Origin of the sequence: Butyricicoccus porcorum (genome assembly GCF_002157465.1) — a bacterium.
Taxonomy (GTDB): Bacteria; Bacillota; Clostridia; order Oscillospirales; family Butyricicoccaceae; genus Butyricicoccus_A; species Butyricicoccus_A porcorum.
The window spans coordinates 139,713-154,973 of sequence record NZ_NHOC01000005.1 but is presented as its reverse complement, the minus strand read 5'-3'; the positions used below and the strand labels follow the sequence as shown (position 1 = coordinate 154,973).

Genomic DNA, 15,261 nt, shown 5'->3' with positions numbered 1-15,261 from the left:
GATACCCATGAAGCAATATTTCCAGCCTGAAATCGAGACCATGCCGGTCGAGGAAATCAAAAAGATGCAGAGCGAACGCCTGGTCAAGCAGGTGCACCATGTCTATGAAAACGTGAAGTTCTACCGCGACAGAATGGATGCCGCAGGCGTATCGCCGGATGATATCCACGGTGTGGAAGATCTGCATAAGCTGCCGTTCATCACAAAGGACGACCTGCGCGACCAGTATCCGTACGGACTGTTGGCAGTCCCGCTGGAGGACTGTGTGCGCATTCAGTCGACCAGCGGCACGACCGGCCGCCGTGTCGTCGCATTCTATACCCAGCACGACCTCGATCTGTGGGAAGAGTGCTGTGCACGCGCCATCGTTGCAGCCGGCGGTACCAAGGAGGATGTCTGCCATGTCTCCTATGGCTATGGCCTGTTCACCGGCGGTCCCGGACTGAACGGCGGCTCGCACAAGGTCGGCTGCCTGACTCTGCCGATGTCTTCGGGCAATACCGATCGTCAGATTCAGTTTATGACCGACCTCGGCTCCACTATCCTGTGCTGCACCCCGTCGTATGCGGCATATCTGGCTGAGAGCATCAACGAGCGCGGCCTGCGCGACAAGATCAAGCTGAAGGCGGGTATCTTCGGTGCAGAGGCTTGGACAGAGGAAATGCGCCATGACATCGAGAAGAACCTCGGCATTAAGGCGTATGATATCTATGGCCTGACGGAGATTTCCGGCCCGGGCGTTTCGTTTGAATGCGAGGAGCAGGGCGGCATGCATATCAATGAAGACCATTTCATTGCAGAGGTTATCGATCCGAAAACGGGCGAAGTTCTGCCGGACGGCTCCCGCGGCGAGCTGGTATTCACCTGCATCACCAAGGAAGCATTTCCGCTGCTGCGCTACCGCACGCGCGACATTGCGATCCTGACCCGCGAGCAGTGTTCCTGCGGACGCACGTTCATCCGCATGTCCAAGCCGCTCGGCCGCAGTGATGACATGATGGTTGTCAAGGGCGTCAACGTATTCCCGTCCCAGATTGAGACCGTTCTGCTCAATGAGGGCTATCCGGCAAACTATGAACTGATTGTTGACCGTGTTCACAACAGCGATACGATTGAAGTCAAGGTTGAGATGTCGCAGGAGATGTTTGACGATCTGGAAATCACGATTGCACAGCGTGAGAAGAAGCTGGTTGCCAGCCTGAAATCCATGCTGGGCATTGGCGTCGATGTCAAGCTGGTCGCACCGAAGACCATCACCCGCAGTGAGGGCAAGGCGGTTCGCGTTATCGATAAGCGCAATCTGTACCAGAGCTGATTTAACACAAAATGTCCCGCTGTATCTCGGTACAGCGGGACAAATTTTTTCTCTGGGGAAGCCGGAGCTCTCTGCTCGTTTGCAGAGGGCTCCGGCTGTTTTTTTATTTTGCGGGAAAGGCGTCAGATGCCGAGCAGCTTTTGTGCGTTGTTTCCCAGAAGATCGGCAAGTTCCTCCTCGGAAAAGCCTGCGTTTTGGACAAACTCCAGCGTTTCCTTCTGGTCGCTCCACGGGCTGTCGGTCGCGAACAGGACGCGCTTTGTGCCGTGGCGGCGTACCAGACGGGCGAAGGCTGCGTGGTTCAGATTGTGTGATTCCTCCGGCGTGCGCGTCGTGCCCGGCGCGGCGACAATTTCACCGGTGGAAAATGCTGTATCGAAATACAGCGGCAGACCTGCCAGCTCCTGCTCGACAGCATTCCAGTCCGACCAGCCGCCCATGTGCGCGAGTACCAGCTTGTCCGGTGCGATCTCGCGCATGACATGTTGGATTTGCTGCGGCGTACAGTAGTTGTGGTGTGGAATTCCGATGTCCCAGCCTGCATGCGTCAGGACAATCAGCCCCAGCTCGGAAGCACGGTCGATGATGCGCAGAAAACGGATGTCATCAAAGTCCGTATCCTGATAAGCGGGATGGATTTTGATGCCGCGCAGTCCCATGTCCTGCACGTGTGCCAGCTCCGCACGATAGTCCGGCGTATCTGGATGCATACCGCCGAACGACAGCAGGCCGGTTTCCTGCCAATGCTCATTGGCGCGCGCGGCCGCTTCATTGAGCTTATGCACCTGTCCGGTGTTGGTCATGACCGGGAGCAGGATGGAAACATCGATGTGTGCGCGATCCATCGAACGGCGCAGCCCGTCCGTTGTGCCGTCGGTATAGGGCTTGGAACGCGACAGCTTTTGGAGCTTTTGCAGCACACCCTCCGCGATTTTGGACGGGAAGGTATGTGCATGAAAATCAATCATCATGAGATGGGTTCCTCCTCATTGGAACAGCCGGTCAGTGCGGCATCAAGCGGCGCTTTCAGCCTGCGGCTGAAGAATTTTACCACCAGTCCGGTGCAGCATGCCGCGATAATAGTGCCCTCGCGTGTGCCCTGAATCGTAAAATTGAAGAACAGCAGGGATAAAATCACTGCGAGAATGACACAGCTGATATCAAAGCCGATTTTGACATTGCCGAATTCCACATGAATGGTATCCGAGAGTGCCTTGACAAAAGCTTCCCCGGAATTCATGATGACATTCGCAATGACGGCGAGAGAAACGCCGAAGCCGAGTACAATTGTGCCGATGACAACCATCAGCAGGCGCATCGGATAGGCGTCGACGGTAAACCATGAAATCAGCCACATACCGAGGTCGGTAAACCAGCCGAACAGGAAGGACAGCGGTACCTGAAGCAGCTGAATCCACTGGAATTTCCGGCGCAGAATGACAATCTGCCCGATGATGAGCACACAGTTCCACAAAATCAGCCAGTTGCCGAGCGACAGAGAGGGAAAGCGCAGGCTGAGTACGTTGGCGACGGAGGAAATCGGTGAGACACCGAGTTCTCCCTTTTTGGTAATGGCGACGCCGAGCGCCGCGAAAAACAGGCTGATGATAAACAGCACATAGCGTTTGGTGAGTTCTTTTTTCTGCATGAATACTCCTGAATCTTTGGTGATGGGTGATAAATGAATCAAACACAGGCATACGGCAAAAAAGCGGCATACCGGATACACTCCAGTATACCACTTTTTGTACGAAAGCGTAAGAGGGCTTACATTTGCTCCAGACGGTCGATGGCGGCGCGCAGCATATCCACCGTCACTGGATATGGATAGTGCCGGATGTCGGACATCTGCATGATCTGAGGCTCAATTGCGGCGAACTGTTCGCGGGAAATTTCGATATCTGACAGCCGGACGGGCAGCCCGACCGCTTTGTTGAGCGCATAGATGGTCTGGAATTCATCCTCCTGCCCATCGCACAGCAGCGCGATCAGGATGCCAAAGCCGACGACTTCGCCGTGCAGGTGGCGCTGTTCGATGACCGGATAGGCGGTGAGCGCATAGAATACTGCATGCGCAAGGCCGCTGTTGTAATCCGGCGTGAAGTCGCGCGTCAGGAAAATGGACGCGATGCCGGTCGTCACGACAATGGCGAGTACGACCTGCTCCAGCTCATAAGAGACCATTCCCTGCTTGTGGTCAGCGAAGGCCTTTGCGCCGAAGCGAACCAGCGGGTCGCGGCACATGCGGCTGATGTTCACGCCGAGTGCCGTATAGTGCTCCAGAAGCTCGTCACGCGAGGAAATGGTCGCTTCATAGTATTTCGCATAGGTGTCACCCATGCCCGCCCACATGTACTGTGCGGGCGCCTTGGCGATGATTTCCGTATCAATAAAGGCGTGCATCGCGGGGCGGATGAAGAAATGCGGTTTTAGGAATGTGCCGTCGTCGTTGTACATGATGGAAACAGATGTACATGCGGCACAGTTGGATGCGATGGTCGGGAAGGTGAAAATCGGCTTGTCGTCTTCAATGCACAGGCATTTGCTGGTATCCAGTGCCTTGCCGCCGCCGACAGCGAACACCATGTCCGCCTGCCGGTAGACCGGCAGTGCACGCAGGCGTTCAACATTGCGGTAGGTACAGTCGTCACCGAACAGCTCCACGCCGATGATTTCCAGTTCCGTCTGTGCGACAGCTTCGCGGATTTTCTGTTCTGCTGCGGCGAGGGCTTTTTCTCCGCCGATGATAAGGACAGTCTTGCCATAGGACGAGCAGACCGGGCCGATGTTGCGGTAGATTTTATCTCCGATGGAATAGCTCGGGAGATGCAGCTCATAATTCTCCAGTTTCATTTGGCAGAAGCTCCCTTCTTACAGTGATCCGCAATAAAATGCAGGATGAACGGAATGGCGATGACAAACATGGTCGCGTAGCCGATGTACGAATAGCCGCGCTTGACCAGCGGGATTAAACCGAACTGCGCGACCGCAAAGGCGAGCAGTGTAAATGCCAGTGCGGAGAGCGTGCTGTACAGCCGGTGCTTCGAGCTGGAAACGGTATCCTGCTTTTTTTCCAGCTGGTTGACGGTGCGCGTGACAATGCCAGCAATCATGTTGACACCGGTGGATACCGCGCCGAGGATAATCAGGATGGAGATAATCGGCGTGAGAATTTTTGCACCAACACCGGTCTGTACGAGCAGCAGCATTGGAACGTCATATTCCGCCAGCTCCGGACGGAAGGCAATGGCGAGCAGTCCGACCACTGCCAGCTCCATGACAAATGCATCGACGAGGAACATGTAGATCATCGAACGGCCGACATCCTTTTCCTCTTCCAGCTTGCTGGTGTGCTGATACATCAGGCCGATGGCAGTGATCTGGAAGATTCCATAGACACAGGCAGACCACAATGCGCTTCCAAAGCTGCCGCTCTGCTGTGAGCCGACCGGGAGTGCGCCGGCTGCCATGCGCTGAACAGAGTCCGTGATCGTGTCCCACTGTGCGATGATGTTGGGCACAAGCACGAGCAGCAGTCCGACAATAATCAGGATGGACAGCACAGAGGAGCATTTGCGAACCAGTTCGGTGCCGAACAGTGTGATAACGAAGATGAAAATACCGATGACCAGCGTGCACAGCAGATAGGGCAGACCGGTCAGCTTGTTGAGCGTTGCGCCGCCGGTGGCAAAGGCGACGGCGGGCGCCATACAGATCATGACAATGTATTCGATCTCATAGAGGTTGGAGAATACAACGCGGAATTTTCCGTAAAAACTGTCGGAAAAGCTGCGGTAATCATAGGTTTTGTTGCGGAAGGCATAGCGCATGCCATACCAGTAAAACAGCGACATCAGGAACTGTGCGAGAAACGGCATGACGAGCCCCCAGATACCGTAATGAATAAAGTACTGGTAAATCTGTGCGCCTGATGCAAAGCCGCCGCCGAACTGCGTTGTGAAGCCGACGAAGGCGATGCCCCATGCAAGGGCATGTGTCCGGTTATTTTTCATGGTCTTACCTCCTGTGCGCGGCAGAAGCGGCATAAAAAAACTCCTGTCCCAAATACTGGGACAGGAGTGAATTCCTGCGGTACCACCCGGTTTGGCATAGCGCGCTATGCCCACTTCATTCCACGCGATTACGTGTATCGTTTGGTAACGGAGACGTCCTCCGTCGCCCCTACTGGGTTTCCCGTTCGGTTTGCCCTCCTGAGTCCATTCGACATGGCTGCGGGAATGCCTTGCACCAACCGGCAGTTCTCTGAATCCATTTTGCCATATGTACTCTTCTCAGTCATCGGTTTGGATGTTTGATTAACAGCTTTAGTCTAGCACAGAACAGCTGGGAAGGCAAGGGCGTTGCAGCGAAAAGGCGGAATTTTATTTGCCGAGTGCGGTTTTCTGCGGAACAACGGTGTCTTTGTTGTAGCAGGCGAAGGTTTCCTCAACCAGTTGCTGGTTGGGTGCCGGGGTAAACAGGCTGACAATCGGAACGAGAATCAGGCCTGCGATCATGGCCAGTGCGCCGCAGTTGATCGGGGACTGGAGCAGAACCGGGAAACTCGAACGGAACAGCATGTTTGCTACCATCAGGACACAGCCAAAGATGAAGCTGACCCAACATGCTGCTTTCGAGGTGCGTTTCCAGTACAGACCGTACAGGAACGGCGCGAGGAAGGCACCTGCGAGTGCGCCCCACGAAATGCCCATCAGCTGTGCGATGAAGGTGACGTTGCTCTTGTACTGGATAATCGCGATAATAGCCGAAATGGCGATAAAGACAAAGATAAATGCGCGGATCCACATCAGCTGCTGCTTCTGGTTCATCTTCTTCATGAACGTACCCTTGAGGAAGTCAATGGTCAGCGTAGAGCTGGATGCCATGACAAGTGAAGACAGCGTAGACATGGATGCGGACAGCACGAGGATGACAACCAGCGCGATGAGCAGGGGGGACAGGTTGGACAGCATGGTCGGAATGACGGCGTCATAGCCGTCCGCCGCGATGTCGATCTGTTCGGAGAACAGCCGTCCGAAACCGCCGAGAAAATAACAGCCGCCGGAGACAACCAGTGCGAACAGGGTGGAAATCATGGTGCCCTTCTGGATGGCAGCCTCATCCTTGATGGCATAGAATTTCTGTACCATCTGCGGCAGACCCCAGGTGCCGAGACTGGTCAGGATGATGACACCGAGCAGATTCAGCGGGTCGGGACCGAAGAACGATGCGAAGACACCCGGCTGGGGGGATGCGGTTTCATCGGTGATTTCGGCAAGGCCGCGGACAGCTTCCATAAAGCCGCCCTTGCTCGCCAGAACTGCGGCAATGACAGCGACGATGCCGACCAGCATGATGATGCCCTGAATAAAATCGTTGATTGCGGTCGCCATATAGCCGCCCGCAATGACATAAATGGCAGTCAGAATCGCCATGAGGACGATGCAGACCGTATAATCGATGTTGAATGCCATGCCGAACAGACGGGACAGGCCGTTGTACAGCGAGGCGGTGTACGGAATCAGGAAAATGAAAATAATGACGGATGCGCCGACCTTGAGTGCCGGGCTGTCAAAGCGCGTGCCGAAGAATGCCGGCATGGTTGCAGAATCCAGGTGCTGCGTCATGATGCGCGTGCGGCGTCCGAGGATGACCCAGGCGAGCAGTGAGCCGATGAGCGCATTGCCAATGCCGATCCAGGTGGACGCAAGGCCATATTTCCAGCCAAACTGTCCTGCATAGCCGACAAAGATGACGGCAGAAAAATACGATGTGCCATAGGCAAAGGCGGTCAGCCACGGGCCGACCGAACGTCCGCCGAGGACAAAGCCATCGACGTCGGTTGCATGCCGGCGGCAATACAGGCCGATGCCGATCAGAACGGCGAAATAGATGATAAGTACGAGTAACTTCACAAAAAATCCTCCCTCTTTCTCTGAAACTGCCTGTCCACCTGTGCCATAAGGCTATCAAGTGTAACAGAGCAAATATACTTTAACACATAAAAGTAATGAAGTCAAGCGCAACAGCTGATTTCACGCAGACAGATACAGCAACATCTACAAAACAGCGCGTCTTTGGCGCCTCAAAAGACAGCATATTTTCGTAATAACTGCGCACAAATGTGTAATGCTTTTCCGATGAAAATATAGTACGATATCTACAGAAAGTGGTATATTGAAACAATCACTTCTGGCATCCGCAACAGGCGGGAAAATCGGATATTCAGGAGAGAAGAATATGAAAGAAGAATATGAAAAAGGTAACATTTGGCGTTGTCGGCATCGGCATGATGGGAAAAATGCATCTGACAAACCTTGTGCGCAATCCGTATGCGGAGATGCTTGCGGTGTGTGCGCGCACGGAGAGCAAGGTAAAGGCCGTACAGGAAGAATTTCATATTCCACTCGGCTATACGAACGTCGCAGATATGGTGGCAAATCCGGACATTGACGCGATTGTTGTGGCGACCGGCGCAGATGCACACAAGGAGGCATGCCTGGCTGCCTGCCATGCAAACAAGCATGTATTCTGCGAAAAGCCGCTGGCAAAGACATTGGAAGACTGTGCGGAGATCGAACAGGCGGCGGCAGAAAATACAGGCAAGTTCTTTACGGTTGGCTTTATGCGCCGCTTTGACCCGTCTTATGCGGACGCAAAGCAAAAGATTCGGGCAGGTGTCATTGGCACGCCGATTGCATTTAAGGGCGTTTCACTCGACCCGGCTTCTGTCCTGCCGGGACATCTGGAGGGCGTTAAAAAGGGCATTTATGTTCCGTGGTTCATCGAGATGGGCAGTCATGATGCAGACCTCGCGCGCTGGTTCCTTGAAGGCGAGCCGGTGGAGTCGTATGCGACCGGTGATGCCTATGTGTGCACGGAACTCGCGGATTACAACGACTACGACAACGGCTTCTCGCTGACAAAGTTCGACAACAATACGACTGCCTTTATTCAGGTCGGCAGAACCGCAACATGCAGTCATGTTGAGAGTGAAATTGTCGGCACAAAGGGAACCATTCGCGTCAACAGTGTGCCGCGCAAAAACTATGTCTCGTCGTTCACCGAGGCAGGGTATGTCGAGGAATGCCAGGAGAGTTTCCTTGCGCGCTGGCGCGATGCGTTTGAGGCAGAGATGAATGATTTTGTCGACTGCGTGCGCACCGGGCACAAACCGGAAGCCACCGCACACGACGGCACAATGGGCCTGAAATTCTGCTTGCAGCTGCATCAGGCGTATCTCGACGGAAAGAAGTAACCAAATATAAGAGATTGCCGTGGTCTGGAAACAGGCTGCGGCTTTTTGTATCGCACGGCGTATTTGTGGTATACTATTTGGAAGGAAGCTGTATCGGAGGGAACGATTTTGAAAAAGCTGTTGTTTGTCAATGCGTGCGTGCGGCGCGAGACCTCGCGTACCAACCGCCTGGGGCGTGCGTTTGTTGTCCGGCTGTGCCGGGAGGAACCGTATGAGGTGAAAGAGGTCATTCTGGAGGAAGAAGGGCTGCGTGGTCTGGATACCGGTTCGCTTGCCCGCCGTGACCGCCTGATCAGTGAAGGGCATCTGGAGCATGATATGTTCCGCTATGCGCGTGATTTCCGCAAGGCGGATGAAATTGTCATCGCCGCGCCGTATTGGGATATGAGCTTTCCTGCGGCGCTGAAATGCTATCTGGAGGCGGTCAGTATTGTCGACCTGACCTTCCGGTATCAGGTGGACGGCACGCCGGAGGGATTGTGCCGCGCAAAGCGCCTGACCTATATCACGACGGCGGGCGGCTTCATCGGAGAAAATAATTTCGGATATGACTATGTCCGTGCACTGGCCGGGCTGTTCGGCATTGCGCAAACACAGGAATTCCGCGCGGAAGGGCTGGACATTGTCGGCGCGGATGCCGAAGCAATTCTGAAACAGGCAGAAGCGGAGCTGCTGGCATAACAGGGGCGCGCAGCGGAGTGAACCGCCGCGCGCCTGTTTTTATTCGGAGAGACTGCCGAGATTGATGACCGGTTTTCCCTTCTGTATGGCAGAATGAAAGGCTGTATATGCCCCTCCGCAGGTGCAGTTGACACAAGTGAGAAGCAGATCACAGTGATTTACCATCCATTGGTTTCTTTTCGTGATAGCGAAGCGTCGGGGGACGGTTTCCAGACCTTACGGGTAGAGGGATCCATCGTATATGTCGGGAATTTCTGCACTCTGCGCAGGAAGATAGGCGAGCACCAGCAGGAGACGCAGATGGGGAAATTCTGTTTGCAAGTGCTTCACAGCGCTTGCAGCGAACATGTCAAATGCGCCCATGCCGCCGCACCAAAAGGTAGAAACGCCAAACTCTGTCACGACGCGGCGAATTTGAACTTCCAGCGGCACGCAGATATCCGTGCAGATATCCCGATGACCAAAAAATGCACATGTTTGATTCATTGTGGTTCTTCCGTATATATAAGTTCACTATATAGTAAGGTGCTGTAAAGTGAATTGCTAAATAGTGAATTATGGAATATGTATTTATTATATATACTGTTCTCAGGAAAGTAAAGAGGGAACATAGTATGAATCACGAAGAATTACCACTGGATACCGATTATGGCAAACTGACCTTCCGCATTGAGCAGATTTTGAAGGAGCGTGGGATTTCTAAAAATCAGGTCTGCAAGGCATTGGATATTCCGCGCGCAAATTTCAACCGCTATTGCCGCGACGAATTTCAGAGATTGGATGCGGGACTGATCTGTAAGCTGTGCTGGTATCTTGACATTGGTGTGGGCGAACTGATTGAATATGTGCGGCCGAAAGACGCTGCGGCACAATAAAAAGAGTAAAAAAATGACGTTCTCCGGAAGAATGCTTTCGGAAAACGTCATTTCTGTTTTTATCTGTCCAATTTTTTTGGCCTGCGTTGGGAGAGCATGTCCTTCCACACGGTCGGGTGCAACAGGATGAGCAGCGGGAACAGCTCCAGTCTGCCCGCAAGCATGTCGAACATCAGCACATATTTGGAAAATACAGTAAAGTGCATGAAGTTCTGCGTCGGGCCGACCAGCTCGAGACCCGGGCCAATGTTGTTGATGGTTGCCGCCACAGCGGTGAAGTTCGTGACCAGATCCTTGCCTTCAAACGAAAGTGCGAGAACTGAGAAGGAAAACAGGATCATAAACGTGATAAAGTACACATTGGTTGCGCGGACTACCTCGTGTTCCACCGGCTTGCCGTCTACCTTCACCTTGCGAATGATTTTGGGGTGGATATAGGAGCTGAGTTCCTTGACGACCGTCTTACACAGGATGACGAAACGGGATACTTTGATGCCGCCGCCGGTGCTGCCCGCACAGGCGCCGACAAACATCAGCAGGACGAGAATTGTCTTGCTTGTCTGCGGCCACAGGTCGAAATTCGCCGAAGAAAAGCCGGTTGTCGTGATGATAGATGCCACCTGAAAGGCTGCCTTGGAAATCGCATCGAATGCGCCCGCACACATGCTGTGGATGTTGAAGGCGATGACGGCGACTGCGGTGAAGATAATCAGGAAGTAATAGCGGACTTCCTCCATGCTGAGTGCTTTTTTGAACTGGCGGAACAGCAGGAAATAATAGGCATTGAAGTTGACACCGAACAGCACCATAAAGATCGTGACCACCCATTGAATATAAGAGGAATAGCCGATCAGGCTGTCATTTTTGATACCAAAGCCGCCGGTGCCTGCTGTGCCGAAGGCAGTACACAGCGAATCAAACAGCGGCATATGTCCGGCGAGCAGCAGGACAATTTCTATTACAGTCAGCCCGATATAGATGCCGTACAGCAGGCGGGCGGTATAGCGCATTTTCGGCACCAGCTTGCCGACTGACGGGCCGGGGCTTTCCGCGCGCATCAGATTGATGTTGGAGCCGCCGCTCAGCGGGATAATGGCCAGCAGGAACACCAGCACGCCCATGCCGCCGATCCAGTGTGTAAAGCTGCGCCAGAGCAGCGTACAGTGCGACAGCGCCTCCACATCCTCCAGAATGCTTGCACCGGTTGTGGTAAAGCCGGAAATGGTTTCAAACAGCGCATTGGTAAACGACGGGATTTCTCCGCTGATATAAAATGGCAGGCAGCCAAACAGACTGAGAAAAATCCAGCTCAGCGAGGTGGCAATACAGCCCTCCTTGAGATAGAAAATACTGGTCTTTGGCTTGCGGAAGGTCATTGCCATGCCGAGCGCAACACACAGTGCTGCGGTCAGCAGAAAATAAATGCCCTCGGACTCCTGATAAATGACTGCCGTCAGGCAGGGGAGCAGGAGAAGGGTGCCCTCGATCTTCAGAACAGAACCGAGGATATATCGAATCATTGATTTATTCATGGCACGGCATCACTCCAGAATATTGCGGATGTCTACAAGCCCCTCGTGCTTGGTGACAATCATGACCGTATCGCCGACTTTGATGCAGTCCTGTCCGGTGGGGATCAGAATGCGGCCATTGCGGTTGATGCACGCCACAAGGAGATTTTTCTTGAGCGGAAGATTCATGAGCGCGCGGTCTGTTACAGCGGACGGCTGATCCACACGGAATTCAATCGCTTCCACACGGGAGTCAAACATGTGGTACAGTGTTTCAATGTTGCTGTTGGTGGAATTCTTTTTCGCGCGGACATAGGCGATGATGGCCTCTGATGTGATAAAGCGCGGATAGACCACACTGCCGAGATCGAGCTGATTGATGACACCCTTGAATGTAATGCGATTGATCTTTGTGATGACCTTTGCCTTGGAGACCTGCTTGGCGTACAGCGTCAGCAAGATATTTTCCTCGTCAATGCCAGTCAGTGCGACGAAGGATTCCGTATAATGGATGCCCTCTTCTTTGAGCAGCTCTTCGTCTGTGCCGTCGCCGTTGATGATAATCGCTTTCGGCAGCAGGATGCTCAGTTCCTCACAGCGTGCGCGGTTGATCTCAATAATTTTGACCTCAATACCCATATGGATCAGCTGCTGCGCGAGATAATAGGCACTCTTGCCGCCGCCGATAATCATGGCATTTTTGACGCGGTTGGTCTTGAAGCCGACTGCTTCGAGGAAGGAGCGTGTCATTTTGCGCGGTGCGACAAAAGAAAGGACATCGCCCTCCGCCATACGGAAATCACCGGACGGGATATAAACCTCTCCACCGCGTTCAATTGCACAGATCAGCACGGCATTGGTGATGTGCTGACCGAGATAGGCGATGGTCATACCGTCGAGGATGTTGCCTTCCGGGATTTTAAATTTAATCATCTCCGCCTGTCCGTGCGCAAATGAGTTGACCTCCAGCGCGGTCGGCAGGTACAGAATGCGTGCTGCTTCGCGGGCAGCCTCCAGCTCCGGATTGATAATCATGGCGAGGCCGAGACGGTCGCGCAGATAGCCAACCTCCTGGCTGTAATCCGGTGTGCGCACGCGCGCAATGGCAGAGCAGTCACCCACACGCTTTGCAATCGTGCAGCAGAGCAGGTTCAGCTCATCCGAATCCGTCACGGCGATGAGCAGATCGGCGTTTTTGATACCGGCCTCGATCTGGACACTGTAGCTTGCGCCGTTGCCGACGATACCCATGATATCATAGAGATTGGCAAGCTCGGTAATTGCCGCGGCATCTTTGTCAATGATGGTGATGTCGTGCCCTTCGCGGCTGAGCTGCTGGACAAGCGTCGAACCGACCTTGCCGCAGCCGACAATAATTATTTTCAGGCCCTGCGCAGCAGGCCCCTTTTTTTTCAGCATGGTTCCGGTTACCTCCTTGTCTGCCGGTTCGGCAGAGAAAATGCAGGATAATATCCAATCATACTATACCACTCCGCGGCAAAAAAAGCATCAGTAATCTGCAAAATCACCGCTAAATTTCTCCCCGCGGTGTGTGGAAACAGGGGATATCTGTCTGTTTATGCGGCAGCCGGCAGCAAAGGGAATGCTTGTCAGCCTATCGGAAAACCGGTATAATGAAGGTGTATCTTTGCACAAAAAAGGGAGGAAATCGTATGAAAAACAGGATACTGGCAGGGTATATGAGTGCTGTTTTCCTGCTGGCAGGCACGATGCCTGCGTTTGCAGCGGACAGCAGTGCCGTGTACAGCGACAATGTGGCCGAGCAGATTCCCGCATTTGTACAGCAGATGACGCAGGAAAAGGGCGCTTCCGGCGGCGCGTGTGGTACAAACCTGACATGGAAGCTGGACAACACCGGAACACTCACCATTTCCGGCACAGGTGAGATGGCGGACGGTGCATTCGGCTGGCAGGACAGCTGTGCTTCGATCAAACAGCTTGTCGTTGCAGATGGCGTGACCAGCATTGCGGACGATGCGTTCAGCTGGTGTGAAAATCTGGAAGAAGTGACGATTGCGGACAGCGTGAAGTCAATTGGCAGAGATGCATTTTATGCGTGCTACAGCCTGAAATCGGTAGAGCCCGGCAGCGGGCTGCAAACCATCGGCAGCTGGGCGTTTGCATCCTGTACCGATCTGGAGCAGTTCAGCCTTCCGGCAGGCGTGCAGTCGGTTGGACAGGGAGCATTCAGCGGCTGCGGCAGTCTGAAGCGCCTGTATTTCCGCGGTGCAGCGCCTGCACTTGGCGATGATATTTTTGAGGATGTGACGGCAACCGTGCATTATCCGGCGGAAGGCAGCGGTTGGGATGCTGTGCTGCAGAACAAGACGCAATATGGCGGTACCATCCGCTGGCGCAGCTGGAATCCCGACCGAGTGCTTGCACCGGTGGACGAGCTGTTTGCCGATGTCACCCGACAGCACTGGTTTTACGATAAGGTACAGTACGTCTATGACAACGAGCTGATGGTAGGTGATAAAGGCTTGTTTATGCCGAACAATGCGCTGACCCGCGCGATGGCAGTGCAGATCTTGTATGCCAATACAAAGGCGTGCGGGACGTACAAGGCCGTAACCGGACAGGACTTCGAGGATGTCGCGCCGGATGCTTGGTATTATGATGCGGTGCAGTGGGCGAGCGGTAACGGGGTCACCGCTGGCACAGGCGATGGAAAATTTGACCCGGAAGCACGGGTGACACGCGAGCAGTTTGCCGTGTTCCTGTATCGGGACGCAGGCGCGCCGTTTGTCGGCGGTACAATCCGGTTTTCCGATGCAGGAAATGTATCTGCATGGGCGAAAGATGCGATGCTCTGGGCAATCCGCAGCGGCATTATCAGCGGCAGCAATGAAAACGGAAAGCTGTTGCTCCGTCCGAAAGGCAATGCCACCCGTGCGGAAACAGCGACTATGCTGATGCAATATCTGGAACCGTCTGGCAGATCGGCACTGACCAGCAGCGACGAAACGTATGACGAGCGTATGGCGCGCATTTTCGGTGACGGGGCGACAGAACGCAAATATGCCAGCAAGACACAGGCGGAGCAATTCCAGACTTCGGTGACCGTCAAGGTATGGGACATCAATTCCAAGGGCGTAAAGTATACGCGTACACTGAAATTCAAAATTCATATTGCACTGGTCGATACCATCGAGCAGATTTTTGCGGAAATCTATGCCAGCGGAGAAAAATTCCCGATCTATTCGATTGGTGGTTATGCGTGGCGCGGAGATAATTCAAGCTCGGAGCACTGCCTCGGCACGGCGCTGGATATCAATCCGGATGAAAATTACCAGTGCAAAAACGATGGAACAGCAATGGTCGGATCGTATTGGAAGCCGGGTGTTGACCCGTATTCCATTCCGTCAGATGGCATTGTGGTCAAGACCTTCAACAAATACGGCTTCCGTTGGGGCGGCACGTTCAACAGCTCGAAGGATTACATGCATTTTTCCTACTTCGGTACGTGAGTGCGGGAAGACAGGCTGTATAAAAATCCGAACCGGAACGAACGTTGGTTCCAGTTCGGACACACAAAAGACGCAGATTTTTCCAAAATGGAAATCTGCGTCTTTTTTCTGCAATGCGTCAGAAAATGTA

General features: G+C 53.7%; 13 protein-coding genes and 1 other annotated feature. Of the genes, 5 read left to right on the top strand and 8 right to left on the bottom strand.

Annotated features, from left to right (window positions below):
• Positions 1-7: 7 nt before the first annotated feature.
• A complete protein-coding gene (locus CBW42_RS06575) occupies positions 8-1,315 on the top strand; it encodes a phenylacetate--CoA ligase family protein (protein WP_087018953.1) in 1,308 nt (435 codons plus the stop codon).
• A 122-nt stretch (positions 1,316-1,437) separates the two neighbouring features.
• Here CBW42_RS06575 and CBW42_RS06570 read toward each other — a convergent pair whose 3' ends face one another.
• The 5 genes from CBW42_RS06570 to CBW42_RS06550 form a co-directional block, all read right to left on the bottom strand.
• Positions 1,438-2,286 carry an amidohydrolase family protein gene (locus CBW42_RS06570; protein WP_242969818.1) on the bottom strand — a complete coding sequence of 283 codons (849 nt, stop codon included), beginning with the start codon at positions 2,284-2,286 and terminating at the stop codon, positions 1,438-1,440.
• On the bottom strand, positions 2,283-2,963 hold the full coding sequence (locus CBW42_RS06565) for a YczE/YyaS/YitT family protein (RefSeq protein ID WP_087018951.1): 681 nt from the start codon (positions 2,961-2,963) through the stop codon (positions 2,283-2,285). The genes CBW42_RS06570 and CBW42_RS06565 overlap by 4 nt, the downstream gene beginning before the upstream one ends.
• 119 nt (positions 2,964-3,082) lie before the next feature.
• Positions 3,083-4,168 carry an iron-containing alcohol dehydrogenase family protein gene (locus tag CBW42_RS06560; RefSeq protein WP_205703618.1) on the bottom strand — a complete coding sequence of 362 codons (1,086 nt, stop codon included), beginning with the start codon at positions 4,166-4,168 and terminating at the stop codon, positions 3,083-3,085.
• Positions 4,165-5,328: a YkvI family membrane protein gene (locus CBW42_RS06555; RefSeq protein WP_242969817.1), complete on the bottom strand. Its 1,164-nt coding sequence runs from the start codon at positions 5,326-5,328 to the stop codon at positions 4,165-4,167. The genes CBW42_RS06560 and CBW42_RS06555 overlap by 4 nt, the downstream gene beginning before the upstream one ends.
• Before the next feature lie 53 nt (positions 5,329-5,381).
• Positions 5,382-5,624: a binding site (T-box leader), on the bottom strand.
• 73 nt (positions 5,625-5,697) lie between these two features.
• Positions 5,698-7,230 (bottom strand): sodium:solute symporter family protein, encoded by a 1,533-nt coding sequence (locus CBW42_RS06550; protein WP_087018947.1) that lies wholly within the window; start codon positions 7,228-7,230, stop codon positions 5,698-5,700.
• A gap of 338 nt (positions 7,231-7,568) precedes the next feature.
• On the opposite strand from CBW42_RS06550, the gene CBW42_RS06545 reads away from it, so the two are divergent.
• Together CBW42_RS06545 and CBW42_RS06540 are read left to right on the top strand one after the other, a co-directional pair.
• Positions 7,569-8,573 (top strand): Gfo/Idh/MocA family oxidoreductase, encoded by a 1,005-nt coding sequence (locus CBW42_RS06545; protein ID WP_087018945.1) that lies wholly within the window; start codon positions 7,569-7,571, stop codon positions 8,571-8,573.
• A gap of 108 nt (positions 8,574-8,681) precedes the next feature.
• Positions 8,682-9,254 (top strand): NAD(P)H-dependent oxidoreductase, encoded by a 573-nt coding sequence (locus tag CBW42_RS06540; protein WP_242969816.1) that lies wholly within the window; start codon positions 8,682-8,684, stop codon positions 9,252-9,254.
• Positions 9,255-9,470: 216 nt separating this feature from the next.
• On the opposite strand, the gene CBW42_RS06535 is transcribed toward CBW42_RS06540, so the two are convergent.
• Positions 9,471-9,740, bottom strand: a complete 270-nt coding sequence (locus CBW42_RS06535) for a hypothetical protein (RefSeq protein WP_087018943.1) — start codon at positions 9,738-9,740, stop codon at positions 9,471-9,473.
• Positions 9,741-9,868: 128 nt separating this feature from the next.
• On the opposite strand from CBW42_RS06535, the gene CBW42_RS06530 reads away from it, so the two are divergent.
• Entirely contained in the window at positions 9,869-10,129 is a 261-nt protein-coding gene (locus tag CBW42_RS06530; RefSeq protein ID WP_087018941.1) for a helix-turn-helix domain-containing protein, read from the top strand.
• Positions 10,130-10,188: 59 nt separating this feature from the next.
• Here CBW42_RS06530 and CBW42_RS06525 read toward each other — a convergent pair whose 3' ends face one another.
• Positions 10,189-11,661, bottom strand: coding sequence for a TrkH family potassium uptake protein (locus CBW42_RS06525; protein WP_087018939.1), 1,473 nt, complete (start codon positions 11,659-11,661; stop codon positions 10,189-10,191).
• A 9-nt stretch (positions 11,662-11,670) separates the two neighbouring features.
• Positions 11,671-13,059 carry a Trk system potassium transporter TrkA gene (gene trkA / locus CBW42_RS06520; protein ID WP_087018937.1) on the bottom strand — a complete coding sequence of 463 codons (1,389 nt, stop codon included), beginning with the start codon at positions 13,057-13,059 and terminating at the stop codon, positions 11,671-11,673.
• Positions 13,060-13,313: 254 nt separating this feature from the next.
• Here trkA and CBW42_RS06515 point away from each other — a divergent pair, with 254 nt between their 5' ends.
• Complete coding sequence (locus CBW42_RS06515) at positions 13,314-15,131, top strand: S-layer homology domain-containing protein (protein ID WP_165761090.1); 1,818 nt, start codon at positions 13,314-13,316, stop codon at positions 15,129-15,131.
• The last annotated feature ends 130 nt before the right edge of the window (positions 15,132-15,261 follow it).

Bases quoted from the DNA above. Each gene is read 5' to 3' on its own strand.
- CBW42_RS06575 (WP_087018953.1), top strand. From the start codon at position 8: ATGAAGCAATATTTCCAGCCTGAAATCGAGACCATGCCGGTCGAGGAA.
- CBW42_RS06570 (WP_242969818.1), bottom strand. From the start codon at position 2,286: ATGATGATTGATTTTCATGCACATACCTTCCCGTCCAAAATCGCGGAG.
- CBW42_RS06565 (WP_087018951.1), bottom strand. From the start codon at position 2,963: ATGCAGAAAAAAGAACTCACCAAACGCTATGTGCTGTTTATCATCAGC.
- CBW42_RS06560 (WP_205703618.1), bottom strand. From the start codon at position 4,168: ATGAAACTGGAGAATTATGAGCTGCATCTCCCGAGCTATTCCATCGGA.
- CBW42_RS06555 (WP_242969817.1), bottom strand. From the start codon at position 5,328: ATGAAAAATAACCGGACACATGCCCTTGCATGGGGCATCGCCTTCGTC.
- CBW42_RS06545 (WP_087018945.1), top strand. From the start codon at position 7,569: ATGAAAAAGGTAACATTTGGCGTTGTCGGCATCGGCATGATGGGAAAA.
- CBW42_RS06535 (WP_087018943.1), bottom strand. From the start codon at position 9,740: ATGAATCAAACATGTGCATTTTTTGGTCATCGGGATATCTGCACGGAT.
- CBW42_RS06530 (WP_087018941.1), top strand. From the start codon at position 9,869: ATGAATCACGAAGAATTACCACTGGATACCGATTATGGCAAACTGACC.
- CBW42_RS06525 (WP_087018939.1), bottom strand. From the start codon at position 11,661: ATGAATAAATCAATGATTCGATATATCCTCGGTTCTGTTCTGAAGATC.
- trkA (WP_087018937.1), bottom strand. From the start codon at position 13,059: ATGCTGAAAAAAAAGGGGCCTGCTGCGCAGGGCCTGAAAATAATTATT.
- CBW42_RS06515 (WP_165761090.1), top strand. From the start codon at position 13,314: ATGAAAAACAGGATACTGGCAGGGTATATGAGTGCTGTTTTCCTGCTG.